Below are 13,646 nucleotides of genomic sequence, written 5' to 3'. Positions count from 1 at the left end.
GCGGCGGCGCGTCCGTGCGGGCCCGGTGAGCGGCGGCGGGTCCCTCGCCGCGCGGCGCGCACTGGACCACTGTCCGCGCCGCCCGCGTGGGAAAGTCCATGGAAACCGGCACGAAAGTCCTCGCCGTCCCGCCGGGAGGTGCGAGAGGTTTCGAGGGGAACGTCGCAGGTCTCGCCGAGGAGAACGGCACAGGTCTCAACTCGGAAAAGCCTACGGAGCAAACGTGTATTCGATCTTGCCCACCCGGCCGCAAGTGGACTATACCTGTCGGCGTCCGGGCGGGCGTCCGCCGGCCACGGGCCCGGCGGTGGCGGGACGGGGAAAACGAAAACATGGCGACATGGCGATACGGAGAGCCGCGAAACGTCAACTGCCTTTTCCGCCCGTCGCATTCCGCCGCTCCACCGCAATAACGCACGACCCCAGCTTCACACCACCGCGGTGCCGGTCAGGGTCCGGTTCACCGCCTGAGTCCTGGAGAAGGCGAGGACTTGAGCATGGGATCCACCAGCGTCAACCGTCGTGATGTCATGAAGAGGGCGGCCGCCGCGTCTCTGCTCGCGGTGCCGGCCGTCGGGGCGCTGAGCTCCTGCGCCAGCGGAGGCGGCGACGAGAACGAGGCCCAGAAGGGCAAGAAGTCCAAGAAGAACCCGCTGGGCGTCAAGGAGGACGCGGGCCTGACGGTCTACATCTTCAACGGCGGGTACGGCGACAAGTACGCCCAGTTCGTCACGGACATGTACGCCAAGAAGTACCCGAAGGCCAAGCCCGAGCAGAAGCCCACCGAGAAGATCGCCACCCAGGTCCAGCCGAAGATCGTCCGCGGCAAGCCCACCGCCGACGTCGTCAACAACTCCGGCGCCGACCAGATGAACCCGGGCAAGCTGGTCCACAACAAGCAGGTCGCCGACCTCAGCGAGGTCCTCGACGCCCCCTCGTGGGACGACCCGGACGTCACCGTGCGCGAGACGCTGGTGCCGGTCGTCGAGCAGATGGGCCGCTTCGGCGGCAAGGAGTGCTACCAGCTGAACATCGCACTGACGGTGTACGGCAACTGGTACTCGCAGAAGCTCCTCGAGGACGGCCTGGACGCCGAGTACCCCAAGACCTGGGACGAGATGCTCGCGGTCTGCAAGAAGGCCAAGGCCAAGGGCATCCACGGCTGGAGCTACCCCGGCGGTCACCCGCGGTACATGTTCTTCAGCATGTACGCGATGTTCGCCCAGCGCGGCGGGCGCGACGTCACCACGGCGATGGACTACCTGGAGCCCAACGCCTGGAAGCACGACGCGGTCAAGGACGTCTTCGAGGCCTGGGAGGAGCTGGTCGCCAAGAAGTACGTGCTGACCGGCTTCGACGGCACCGAGGCGCACACCGAGATGCAGACCGCGTGGACGAAGGAGGGCAAGTGCCTCTTCGTGCCCAACGGTTCCTGGGTGGAGAACGAGGCCAAGGACACCACGCCCAAGGACTTCCGGATGGCGGTCGGCGCGACCCCGTCCCTGGACTCCTCGGACAAGCTGCCGTTCGGCACCCTCTACGCCCCGGCCGGTGAGCCCTTCATCGTCCCGGCCAAGGCCGAGAACCGCCAGGGCGGCCTGGAGTGGCTGCGGATGATGTACAGCAAGGAAGCCGCCGTCAACCTCTTCAACGAGATCGGCTCCATGCCCGTCGTCAAGGGGGCCATCGACGGCCTGAAGCTGCCCTCGGGCGCGGCGAGCGCGCAGGCGGCGATCAAGGCGGCCGGCGAGAACGTCGTCATCCCCCAGTTCATGGACTGGTACAACGAGCTGTTCCGCGAGGACTTCAACAACATGATCCACAAGTTCATGCAGGGCCAGATCGGCGCCAAGCAGGCCATGGACACCATGCAGAAGGCCGCGGACCGGATCAAGCAGGACCCCGACATCACCAAGGTCAAGAAGGCCTGATCCTCCAGTGGGTCCGGGGCCCCGCGCCCCGGACCCGGGCACGCGACCGAGCACGTAGGCATGGAATGAGCGGGCGGGGCTGAGCAGTGTGAAGACCGACACCCGGGTGGACAACCCACCACCTTCGAAGAAGCAGCCGGCCGCGAGGCCCGCGCCAGGCGCACCGAGCCTGCTGTTGTTCGTCCTTGCGGTGGTGCTGCCACCCCGCTTCACCCCCGAGCGCGTCCGCTACGACCGGCGCTACCGCACGCTCGACAAGTACCGCTTCATCGTGGGCTTCCTCGCCGTGCCGCTCGCGTTCTACGCGCTGTTCGTCGTCTCGCCCTTCCTCCAGGCGATCTACTACTCGTTCACCGACTGGTCCGGCGGCCCCGTCGCCCACTTCGTCGGGTTCGACAACTACCAGAAGATGTGGAACGACGACCGCTTCTGGGACTCGCTGCAGATCAGCACCCTGCTGCTGCTGATCGCCCCGGCCCTGACGCTGATCCTCGGCATGTTCTTCGCCTACATGATCACCTCGGGCGGGCGGCACCGCAGGGGACAGGCCATCGCGGGCGTCGCGGGCTCCTCGATCTACAAGGTCGTCTACTTCTTCCCGCAGGTCCTGTCCGTCGCGATCATCGCGGTGGTGTGGGGACGGGTCTTCAACACCAACAGCGGCCTGATCAACGGCGGCCTCGACAAGGTCGGCATCGACGGCCCGGCGTGGCTCGGCGGCGACCAGAACCTCGCCCTCATCGCGCTGCTCACCGTGATCAGCTGGAGCTTCGTCGGCTTCTACGTGGTGCTCTTCTCCGCCGCGATGGGCTCGATCCCCAAGGAGATCTACGAGGCGTCGCTGCTCGACGGCGCGGGCCGCGCCCGCACCTTCTTCAGCGTCACGCTCCCGCTGATCTGGGACACGGTGCGCACCGGCTGGATCTACATGGGCATCCAGGCCCTGGACACCTTCGCGATCTGCCTGGTCATGGTCCCGCCGCACGTCCTGAAGGTCACCCCGGTCTTCCTCTACGAACGGTTCCGAGATGGCCAGTACGGCTACGCCACGTCCATCGGTGTCGTCCTTCTCCTCCTGAGCATGGCGTTCTCCCTGATCGTCATGCGGGTGGGGAACCGCGACCGGATCGAATACTGAGACCGCGGGAGCCACTGCATCATGACCACGACCACCACCACCGCGCCCGGCCCCGAGAAGAGCGCCGCGGCCCGCCGCGAGAAGGCCACCGGCGGCACGCTCAACGTCTTCTCGCACGCCTTCCTCGTCCTGTGGGTCGTCCTCGCGGCGGGACCCCTGATCTGGGTCGCGCTCACCGCGTTCCGTCCCTCGGCGGAGATCCTCAGCGACCCGATGGGCTGGCCCGCCTCCTTCCACTGGGAGAACTTCAGCAACGCGTGGAGCAAGGCCAGCATCGGCCAGTACACCCTCAACTCGCTGATCATCCTGGCGGGTTCGCTGACCGGCACCATGCTGCTCGGCTCGATGGCCGCCTACGTCATCGCGCGCTTCACCTTCCCCGGCAACCGGTTCATCTTCATGCTGTTCGCGGGCGGCATGATGTTCCCCGTCATCCTCGCCCTGGTGCCGCTGTTCGCGGTCATGGAGAACTTCGGTCTCCTCGACACCCGGCCCGGCCTGATGATCGCCTACATCGCGTACTCGCTGCCCTTCACCACCTTCTTCCTGACCTCCTTCTTCCGCACGCTGCCGACCGGCGTGCAGGAGGCGGCGATGGTCGACGGCGCCTCGCACACCCGCACCTTCTTCCAGATCATGCTGCCGATGGCCAAGCCCGGCCTGGTCAGCATCGGCATCTTCAACTTCCTCGGCCAGTGGAACCAGTACCTGCTCCCGCTCCTGCTCAACAACGAGGACGAGCAGAGCTACGTGCTGCCGCAGGGCCTGGCCTCGCTGGCCGTGTCGCAGGGCTACCGCGGCGACTGGGGCGCGCTCTTCGCGGGCCTGACCATCGCCATGCTGCCGGTGCTCGTCGTCTACGCCGTCTTCCAGCGCCAGGTGCAGGCCGGTCTGACCGCGGGAGCACTCAAGTGACCTGGTGAGGCCGGTGATTTCAGGTTGGCCACGAAAGAGGTCTAGGCCTGTTGAGGCCAATCGGGCCGTGAGTAGTGTCGGCGCCACGGCGCCGCGGGGTGCGGTTGGACGCGCTCAAGTCGACACCGATGTCGAAGGGTTGAACAGCATGAGGAATCGAATAGTCGCCACCGGTGCGGCAACGCTCGCCATGGCACTGGGACTCACCGCCTGCGGTGGTGACAGCGACAGCGGTGACGGCAAGACGATCAAGCTCGTCGCCGCCGACTACGGCGACAAGGCGTCCAACGCATCCAAGGTGTACTGGGCCGAGGTCAAGAAGGAATTCGAGAAGGCCAACAAGGGCTACAAGGTCGACGTCCAGGTCATCAACTGGAACGAGATCGACAAGTCCGTCAAGAACATGATCCAGGCGGGCAACGAGCCCGACCTGCTGCAGACCGGCGGCTACGCGGACAAGGTCGCCGACGACCTGCTCTACAAGGCCGACGAGGTGATGTCCGCGAAGACCCGCGACAACCTCATTCCCACCTTCGCCAAGGCCGGTGAGGTCGACGGCACCCAGTACGGCATTCCGTGGGTGTCCTCCAGCCGCGTGATGTTCTACAACAAGGACGTCTTCAAGAAGGCCGGCATCAAGAGCGCGCCGAAGACCTGGGACGAGCTCGCGGCCGACGCCGAGAAGATCAAGGCCAAGAAGGCCGCCGACACCCCCTACGCCCTGCCGCTCGGCCCCGAGGAGACCCAGGGCGAGTCGCTGATGTGGGAGCTCGGCAACGGCGGCGGCTACACCGACGCCGACGGCAAGTACACCCTCGACAGCGCGCAGAACGTCGAGACCTTCGACTGGCTCAAGACCAACCTGGTCAAGCCCGGCCTCACCTACGCCAACCCGGCCTCCACCGACCGCAAGACGGCCTTCGCCGACTTCGCGGCCGGCAAGGTCGGCATGCTCAACGGCCACCCGAGCCTGATCCAGATGGCCAAGGAGGGCAAGGTCGACTACGGCGTCGCGCCCATCCCCGGCAAGGAGGGCCCGCTGCAGAGCACCCTCGGCGTGGCCGACTGGATGATGGCGTTCAAGGACGGCGGCGCGGAGAAGGAGGGCGTGAAGAAGTTCCTGGACTTCACGTACTCCAAGAAGATGCTCGCGTTCGACGAGATGTACAACCTGATGCCGGTCACCCAGGACACCCTCAAGACCATGCAGGGCAACGGCAAGCACAAGGACCTGGAGCCGTTCTTCCAGGTGCTGCCCAACGCCAAGTTCTATCCGCTGGGCGACACGTCCTGGGACGTCGTCTCCGCCGAGATCAAGAAGACCGGCGGCAAGGCCGTGGCGGACGACGCCAAGCAGGTGCTCGGCGACCTCCAGAAGAAGGCGGAGTCGGCGGCGGCCGACGCCAAGTAGCCGACGCCGCACCGCGGTTCGCCGGGCCCCGACGGGGCCCGGCGCGACCCGTTCCCCACGTCATCCCCTTCGCAAGGAGTCCTTGTGTCGCTGAAGGCCCCTCCGTCCCCGGCCGAGTCCGGCCGGGGACGGAGCGGGCGCGCACCCGGGCCGGTGAGCCGCCGCAGCGGCATCGCCAGGCTTGGCCCGCTGCCCTGGATCGCGCCCGTCATCCTGCTGATCCTCGCCGTGGTCGTCTGGCCCGTCGTCGAGCTGATCCGCACCTCGTTCCTCAACATCTCCATCGCCGGCAAGGTGCGCGGGAGCGCCGGGACCGACAAGTTCAAGAAGCTCTTCGAGGAGAGCGACTTCACGGCCGTGCTGCTGTGGACGGTGGTGTGGACGGTCGTCGTCGTCACCGTCACCATGCTGCTCTCGCTGGCCCTGGCCCAGCTGTTCAACCAGAAGTTCCCCGGCCGGCGGATCACCCGCTGGGCGCTCATCGCCCCCTGGGCGGCCTCCGTCCTGATGACCGCCATCGGCTTCAAGTGGATGCTCAACCAGACCGCGGGCGTGCTCAACACCCTCATGCTCGACCTCGGCCTGATCGACAGCTCCAAGGACTGGCTGGGCAAGCCCGAGACGGCCTGGCCGTGGATGATGGCGGTCGCCGTCTTCGTCTCGCTGCCCTTCACCACGTACACGCTCCTGGCCGGTCTGCAGACCATCCCGCAGGACGTCTACGAGGCCTCGCGGATCGACGGGGCGGGCCCCTGGCAGACCTACCGGCACATCACGCTGCCGATGCTGCGGCCCGCCTTCCTCGTCGGCGTGGTCATCAACCTCATCAACGTCTTCAACTCCTTCCCGATCATCTGGGCCATGACCCAGGGCGGTCCGGGCTACGACACCTCCACGTCGATGGTGTTCATGTACAAGCTGAAGGAGACCGACATCGGCGAGTCCGCGGCCATGTCGGTCGTCAACTTCCTGATGGTCGTGGTGCTCGTGCTGATCTTCCTGAAGGTCAGCCGGTGGAACGAGGAGGACTGATGGCCACCGCGACGGCGACCCGGCCCGCGCCCCACAAGGACGGCGGCCCCGCCCGGAAGACCCGGCGGACCTTCCGGCCCCGCACCCTGGTCATCACGGCCTGCGCGTGGCTCCTGGCCGCGATCTTCCTCGCGCCGTACCTGGAGATGATCGTCACCGCGCTGCGCCCCAAGGAGGAGCTGCGCGACCGCACGTACCTGCCCCAGAACCTGGAGTGGGCGAACTTCGTCGACGTGTGGAAGGAGTCCGAGCTCGGCCAGAACCTCCAGGTCACCCTGCTGGTGGCGGGCGGCGCCACGCTGCTGGTGCTCCTCGTGTCGCTGCCGGCCGCGTACTACACGGCCCGCATGCGCTACCGGGGCCGCAAGCTCTTCCTGCTGCTCGTCCTGGTCACCCAGATGTTCCAGCCCACGGCCCTCCTGGTCGGCCTCTACCGCGAGTTCCACCAGCTGGACATGCTCAACTCCGTCTGGACGCTGATCCTCACCAACGCGGCGTTCAACCTCGCCTTCGCGGTGTGGATCCTGACGGCCTACATCTCCTCCATCCCGCCGGAGCTCGAAGAGGCGGCCATGGTCGACGGCACGAGCCGCTTCGGCGCGATGATCAAGGTCACCCTGCCGCTGGCCCTGCCGGGCGTGGTGACGGCCGTGATCTTCACCTTCATCACGTCCTGGAACGAGTTCGTGATGGGCCTGACCCTGACCACGGAGCCGGAGAAGCAGCCGCTGACGGTCGGCATCAACAACTTCATCGGCAACTACACGGTCCAGTGGAACTACCTGTTCGCCGCGTCCGTCGTCGCTATCGTTCCGGTCATCGTGCTGTTCGCCTTCATCGAGCGGCACGTGGTGTCGGGGCTCACGGCAGGGTCGGTGAAGTAACGCGGGACGGGACGGGACCAGTTGGACCAGAACCGATTGGCACGGGACATCGAGGCGCTGCCGGACGAGGCCGCCGTCCGGGCGCTCGCGGCCGTCGTCGAGGAGCAGGGTCTCCTCGACGCGGCCCGTCAGCACGACTGGGACCGCGCGGAGTTGGCCGGGATGCTCGACGCCGCCGACGTCGCGGCCTACGCGCAGCCCGGACACGGGACCGCGTCGGAGGGTGATCTGGCGCGCGCCGTGCTGGTGTACGCGGCCTCCCGGGACGCGGACCTGGCGCGGACGGTCGACGAGGCCGTCGACTACGCACGGTCCCCGTCGGAGCGATTCGACCCCGTGTCGCTCCTGGTTCCCGTCCTCGTCATCGTGCTCCTGCAGACCGAGGTGGTCGTGAAGCGGGACACCCGGGGGAAGTGGAGCCTGACCATCCGCAAGGCGGCCATGAAGGACGCGGCCCTCGGCCGGGTCTTCACGGCGCTGCTCTCGCGGATCAACGGCGGCCAGTAGCGGGCGGGCGGCGGACGGCCGGCGCGGTCGCGGGACGACGGAGGCGGCATGGCGGTCTCGGCCAGGGCGTCCTTCGCCTGGCACTGCGCGGGATGCGACCAGGAGCGCTCGGCGGTCGTGTGGCGCGTCGTCGACGCCCGCGAGCGCGCCGACGTCCTGGCGGCGCCGGGGCCGGGCCTCGCCTGGGCCGACTGCCCGCAATGCGGGGCGCGCGCCGACATCGACGTACCGCTGCTGGTGCTGCGGCCGGGCCGGCCGGCCCCGCTGCTGCTCGGGCTGTCCCTGGCCGAACTGCGCGACGACCCCGGGCCGTCCGCCCTCGCCCTGCTGGGGGAGGCCGAGCGGGCCGGGGCCTTCGACGGCGACACCTTCGACGGACAGCTGATCCCGCTGCCCCGCACCCTGCTCGCGGTCGTCCTGACCCGCGACCCCGCCCGGGACCTGGCCGATCCCGCGACGGCCCGCACCGAGGTCGAGCCGCACGGGCAGGCCGCGGCCGACCACTACGCCCTCTTCCTCCGGTACTTCGCGGAGGAACGCGCGGACACCGAAGTGAACGGGCTGCTGTACGCCCTGCTGACGAGCATGCCGGACGAACTCGACGCGCTCCTGCGGACGCGGCCCGAGCTGACCCGCGACACGCGGGTGCGGGACGCCGGCCGCGCCGAGGTCCGCGCGGCCGAGGCCGCGGGCAGACCCGACGCGGCGGCCCTGAGGCGCCGCCAGCGGTTCCTGGAGGACCTGAGCGACGGGCGTACCCCGCGGAACGAGGCACTGCGCCGCTACCTCGCCTCCCTGAGCGACTTCGGCGGCGGACTGTACGAGCGACTGCGCGAGCTGTGCGAGACGGCCTTCGCCGCCGAGGGGACCACGGGCATCGCACCGGCCCGCGAGGCCCTCGAACTCGCCGCCCACCTCGGCGAGGAGGACACACGGACCGAGCTGTCCGCGCTGCTCGGCGACCTCCTCCTGCGCGCGCTGCACGCCGGGCTCGACGCCGAGCTGTCCGAGGTGCTCGGGCTGCTCGAACACGCGCTGACGAGACTGCCCGAGGGCAGCCTGGAGTGGGTGCGCACGGCCAACCACCTGGCCGCCGCCCATTACTTGCGCGACGACGGCGACCGCCTGGAGGTCTGGGAGGCGGGCCGTGGGCTGATGGCCCGGGCGAGCAGGATCGACCGGGAAGAACACCCCGAGTTCTGGGCGCTGATCCAGACCAACTACGGACTGCTCCTCGCCGAGCGCCCCGGCGGCGGCCCCGCCGACCTGAGCCTCGGCATCGACCGCATCAGGGCCGCACTGGAGGAGCGCTCCCCGGCACGTTCCCCCGTCGACTGGGCCTACTCCCTGGTCAACCTCGGCCTGCTCCTGCAGCGCCGCGGGGAGCCCGACGACCTGCGCGAGGCGGAGCGCTGCCACCGGGACGCGCTCGACCACCTCGGGCCCGACGACGACCGCGCGCTCTGGATGCGGGCCCAGTGCAATCTCGCCGAACTGCTGCTGCGGCGCGATCCACCGGACGCCCACGCCGCGCGCACCGCGGCGCGCGCGGCGTCCGAGCTGTCCGTGACGGGCCCCGGGCCGCTCAACACCGCCCGCGTCACCTGGCTGTCGGCCCGGGCGAGCGATCTGATCGAGGGAGCCGGCAGCGCCGAGAGCGTCCGGCTGCGCAGCGCGGCCCTGGCCGCCGCCCCACCCGCGGACGCCCCCTCGCTGCACCTTGACATCGCCGGAGAGCTCCTCGACATCCACGCCGGGGCGGAACGGTGGGACGACGCGGCCGACGTGGCGTCCGGCATGCTCACCGCGGTCAGCGCGCTCCACGACGCCCAGATGACCGTGGCGAGCCGCCGCGACGTGGTCGTGCGGGTAGACAGGATCGCCCGCTGGACCGCCTTCCTGCTGGCGCGGGCCGGCCGCTGCGAGCACGCGGTGCGGGCCATCGAGCGCGGCCTCGCCCGCGAACTCTCCACGACCGTCGGGCGCGGCGCCGCGGACCTGGCGGAGCTGGCGGCCGTCGACTCCTTCCTGGCCCGCCGCTACCGCGAGGCCCAGGTCCGCTACGACGCCTCGGTCACCGGGCCCGTCGCGCCGGCGCCCGCAGGCCTCGCCCCCGCGGCACGCGAACAGGCCGACGCGGAACGCGCCCTGCGCGCGGTCGTCGAGGAGATCCGGACCGTCCCCGGCCTCGAGGACTTCCTGCGCACCACCGAACTGCCGGACATCGCCAGGGCGGCGGCCGGCCTCCCGCTGGCGTACCTGGTCAACGCGCCCTGGGGCAGCTACGTCCTGGTGGTCGGCGGCCCGGGGCAGGGCGTACGGGCCGTGCACGTGCCCGAGGTCACCAGCGTCACCCTGCTGCGGCTGCTGGTCATCGACCCCGAGGACGGCACCGCCGGCCTCTGGCTCGTCCAGCAGGCGACCAGGCTCAGACGGCGGCGGGAGCTCCCCGGCACCCTGGAACGCCTCACCGCCCTCGCCCCCCTGGTGCGCCCGCTCGCCGCGCTCCTCGCGGACGGGCCGCACGACGCGGCCGTCGTCGTCCCGACCGGCCTGCTGGGCCTCGTCCCGCTGCACGCGGTGCCGCTCGACCCGGGCCGGGACCGCGTCCTCGACGACATCGGAACGCTGTACGTCGCCCCGTCCGCCGCCGTCCACGCCGCGTCCCGCGCCAGGGCGGCCCGCCCGCCCGCGGCCCGTCCGCACCTGGTGGCCGTCACCGACCCCGACGGTTCGCTGCCCGGCAGCCGCGGCGAACTGGGCGAGATCCGCGACCTGTTCGGGCCGCGCGGCACCTTCGACAGCGCGGTCGGGGCCGAGGCCACGGTCGGCTGGGTGCTCGACCACCTGGCCGACGCCACACATCTGCACCTGAGTTGTCACGGCGGCGCGGAGTCCGACAGCCAGGGCGGCTCACTCGTGCTCGCCGACGGCCGGCTGGACATGGACACCCTCGTACGCCACCGGCTCCCGCACTGCAGGGTGGCGGTGGCGGGCGCCTGCCAGTCCGGGCACTACGGCATCGTCGAGGCCCCCGACGAGTTCCTCGGCCTGCCCGCCGCCTTCCTCCAGGCCGGCTCGGCCTGCGCGGTGACCAGCCTGTGGCAGGTGGACGACCTGGCGACCGCGTTCCTGATGACGCGCTTCTACGAACTCCTGCGCGACGGCCGGGACCCGGTACCGGCGCTGCGCCGGGCGCGCGGCTGGCTGCGGCGTCTCACGTGGGAGGAACTCGCGCGCTGCACGGAGTCGCACCGGCACCTGGCGGAACTGGCCGCGCGGTACGCCGCCCACGCGAAACCGCCGAAGGAGCGTCCCTTCGCCTCACCGGTCCATTGGGCGGCGTTCACGGCGTGGGGTGCGTGAGGGGTCGGACGAGGAGACGGTGGGGGGAGCGTCAGCCAGCCGAGAAGGAACCGCCTGCCTTCGGGAAGCAACCGCCGGCCCGTCGGGAAGGAACCGCCTGCCTTCGGGAAGGGACCGATCGCCGGCCGTCGGGCAGGAACCGTCAGTCCTTCGCCCAGGGACCGTCCTCCTTGAGCCAGTAGTCGGCGACGGGCCCCATCGGCGAGTGCGGTGCGGTGATCCGCAGGCTCGTGTAGCGCCCGCCCTTCAGGCCGCCCACGGTCACGGTCACCGAGAACCTGTCCTGCCCGCCCTCCGCGCAGTTGGGCCGGCAGATCTGCTGCCAGCCGCGCCCGGTGGCGGTGGCGACGGGCTCGCCCCAGTTCCTCCACCGCAGCTCCTTGAGGCCCGCGCCACCGTCTCCGCAGGCGAGAAAGATGACCGCGGGGCGGTCCCGGGCCGTTCCCCCGCAGTCGGCGACGGCCGCCGGGCGGATGCGCGGATCCGCCCCGGTCCGCCGCCCGGCCAGGGGGGACGGCTCGCCGCCGGCCGAGGGCCCGGTGCCGGGTGCGGCCGCCACGTCGGCGCCCGCCCCGGCCGCCGGTGCGAGGACCGGCGGCCCCGGGGCGAGCGAGACGACCGCCGTGGCCAGGAACGCGGCGACCGCGACCACCGCTCGCACCGGACCCGCGCATCCGGGCCGGCGCACGGCGGCGACGGGCGGCGGGTCCGCACCCGGCTTCGGATCCGCGGCCAAGTGGGGCCGCCCGCCCGTGGCGTGGCCGTTCTCCGTCAGGAGCTCCGTCAGTAGCGCCACCGCGTGCCCCCGGGTCGGACGAGCCTCAGGACCAGCCTCGGAAAGAGGGCCACCAGCGTCTCGCGGCGGCGCGCACCCGGACAAGAGGGCCGCACGCGATGCCGACACCTCTTACACGCAGCCGCGCCCCGTCCGCCGCGCGGGCGAGGGCGGCCGGGGGGCCGGCGCGGGGGACGGGGGTGCGCGGGAGCGGCGATGCGGAGCTGGTCCGTCCCGTGTGGGGTCCGCGGGGGAGGCGTGTGCACGCAGGCTGGATCTCCGTCAAGGACTTGACTGTGGCATCTCCTTCGGCAGAGTTTGGAGTTCACAACTTGTACATGGCCCGGTACTGCTTCCGGAGCCGGCGTCACGGGGGGCCTCATAGCCGCCCGAAAGAGGGCAAAGGGTGAGAGTCAATGGAGACTCCGGGGTCGCAGTCGTCGCTGCACCGGGCCAATCTCGAGCGGGTCGTACGTGCCGTGCGCCTCGCCGGGTCGCTCACGCAGGCGGAGATCGCGAGGACGACGGGCCTGTCGGCCGCGACGGTCTCCAACATCGTCCGGGAGCTCAAGGAAGGCGGGACGGTCGAGGTCACGCCCACCTCGGCGGGCGGCAGGCGGGCCCGCAGCGTCTCGCTGAGCGGTGACGCCGGCATCGTCATCGGCGTCGACTTCGGCCACACCCACCTGCGCGTGGCCGTGGGGAACCTCGCCCACCAGGTGCTCGCCGAGGAGTCCGAGCCGCTGGACGTCGACGCGTCCGCCGCGCAGGGCTTCGACCGGGCCGAGCAGCTGGTCAGCCGGCTGATCGCGGCCACCGGAGTGGACCGTACGAAGATCGCGGGTGTCGGCCTCGGCGTGCCGGGCCCCATCGACGTGGAGTCCGGCACGCTCGGCTCGACGTCGATCCTGCCGGGCTGGGCCGGCACCAAGCCCGCCGAGGAGCTGCAGGGGCGCCTGGGCGTGCCCGTGCACGTCGACAACGACGCCAACCTCGGCGCGCTCGGCGAGCTGGTCTGGGGCAGCGGCCGGGGGGTCAGGGACCTCGCGTACATCAAGGTGGCGAGCGGTGTGGGCGCCGGGCTCGTGATCAGCGGGCGGATCTACCGGGGCCCCGGCGGCACGGCGGGGGAGATCGGGCACATCACGCTCGACGAGTCGGGCCCGGTCTGCCGCTGCGGCAACCGCGGCTGCCTGGAGACCTTCACCGCCGCCCGGTACGTGCTGCCCCTGCTCCAGTCGAGCCACGGCACCGACCTGACCATGGAGCGCGTCGTGGGCCTCGCGCGGGACGGCGACCCGGGCTGCCGGCGCGTGATCGCGGACGTCGGGCGGCACATCGGCAGCGGCGTCGCGAATCTCTGCAACCTCCTCAACCCTTCCCGTGTCGTGCTCGGGGGTGACCTCGCGGAGGCCGGTGAGCTGGTCCTCGGGCCGATCAGGGAGTCCGTGGGGCGGTACGCGATCCCGAGTGCGGCGCGTCAACTGAGCGTACTTCCGGGGGCACTTGGCGGCCGGGCCGAAGTCCTGGGCGCACTGGCCCTCGCGCTGAGCGAGATGGGCGATTCGACCCTTTTGGACGGAACGCTGCCTGCGGGCGCACCTGCCTTCACTTAGATAACGCATGGCACCGTTGTCATCTCGTTAAGGATTTACTCCTTGACGCTGGTGTGGCGGCCGAGTTGACT

The 13,646-nt window shown here is 70.5% G+C and carries 10 protein-coding genes; 9 read left to right on the top strand and 1 reads right to left on the bottom strand.

The window, feature by feature from the left end; all coding sequences use genetic code 11:
* The first annotated feature begins 497 nt into the window (after positions 1-497).
* From ngcE to ACFYXE_RS25210, 8 genes are all read left to right on the top strand, one after another.
* Positions 498-1,931, top strand: coding sequence for an N-acetylglucosamine/diacetylchitobiose ABC transporter substrate-binding protein (ngcE, locus tag ACFYXE_RS25245; RefSeq protein WP_389315887.1), 1,434 nt, complete (start codon positions 498-500; stop codon positions 1,929-1,931).
* A gap of 196 nt (positions 1,932-2,127) precedes the next feature.
* Positions 2,128-3,069 (top strand): sugar ABC transporter permease, encoded by a 942-nt coding sequence (locus ACFYXE_RS25240; RefSeq protein ID WP_361180720.1) that lies wholly within the window; start codon positions 2,128-2,130, stop codon positions 3,067-3,069.
* Positions 3,070-3,090: 21 nt separating this feature from the next.
* Positions 3,091-3,984, top strand: a complete 894-nt coding sequence (locus ACFYXE_RS25235; RefSeq protein ID WP_361180718.1) for a carbohydrate ABC transporter permease — start codon at positions 3,091-3,093, stop codon at positions 3,982-3,984.
* Positions 3,985-4,132: 148 nt separating this feature from the next.
* Positions 4,133-5,395 (top strand): extracellular solute-binding protein, encoded by a 1,263-nt coding sequence (locus ACFYXE_RS25230; RefSeq protein WP_361180716.1) that lies wholly within the window; start codon positions 4,133-4,135, stop codon positions 5,393-5,395.
* An 84-nt stretch (positions 5,396-5,479) separates the two neighbouring features.
* Positions 5,480-6,427, top strand: coding sequence for a carbohydrate ABC transporter permease (locus ACFYXE_RS25225; RefSeq protein ID WP_389315884.1), 948 nt, complete (start codon positions 5,480-5,482; stop codon positions 6,425-6,427).
* Complete coding sequence (locus ACFYXE_RS25220) at positions 6,427-7,311, top strand: carbohydrate ABC transporter permease (RefSeq protein ID WP_361180713.1); 885 nt, start codon at positions 6,427-6,429, stop codon at positions 7,309-7,311. The genes ACFYXE_RS25225 and ACFYXE_RS25220 overlap by 1 nt, the downstream gene beginning before the upstream one ends.
* A 21-nt stretch (positions 7,312-7,332) precedes the next feature.
* The gene (locus ACFYXE_RS25215; RefSeq protein ID WP_389315881.1) at positions 7,333-7,818 is read left to right on the top strand and encodes a hypothetical protein; all 486 of its coding nucleotides are present in this window, start codon (positions 7,333-7,335) and stop codon (positions 7,816-7,818) included.
* A gap of 48 nt (positions 7,819-7,866) precedes the next feature.
* On the top strand, positions 7,867-11,184 hold the full coding sequence (locus tag ACFYXE_RS25210; RefSeq protein ID WP_389315879.1) for a CHAT domain-containing protein: 3,318 nt from the start codon (positions 7,867-7,869) through the stop codon (positions 11,182-11,184).
* A gap of 142 nt (positions 11,185-11,326) precedes the next feature.
* Here ACFYXE_RS25210 and ACFYXE_RS25205 read toward each other — a convergent pair whose 3' ends face one another.
* Positions 11,327-11,980, bottom strand: coding sequence for a hypothetical protein (locus ACFYXE_RS25205; protein ID WP_389315877.1), 654 nt, complete (start codon positions 11,978-11,980; stop codon positions 11,327-11,329).
* 395 nt (positions 11,981-12,375) lie between these two features.
* Between ACFYXE_RS25205 and ACFYXE_RS25200 the strand changes: the two genes are divergently transcribed.
* Complete coding sequence (locus ACFYXE_RS25200) at positions 12,376-13,575, top strand: ROK family transcriptional regulator (RefSeq protein ID WP_361180417.1); 1,200 nt, start codon at positions 12,376-12,378, stop codon at positions 13,573-13,575.
* Positions 13,576-13,646: the final 71 nt, after the last annotated feature.

The sequence above is a fragment of the Streptomyces sp. NPDC002564 genome (genome assembly GCF_042889645.1).
In the GTDB taxonomy this organism is placed as follows: Bacteria; Actinomycetota; Actinomycetes; order Streptomycetales; family Streptomycetaceae; genus Streptomyces.
The sequence above is the reverse complement of the archived record's forward strand: the minus strand, read 5'-3'. Positions and strand labels throughout refer to the sequence as shown.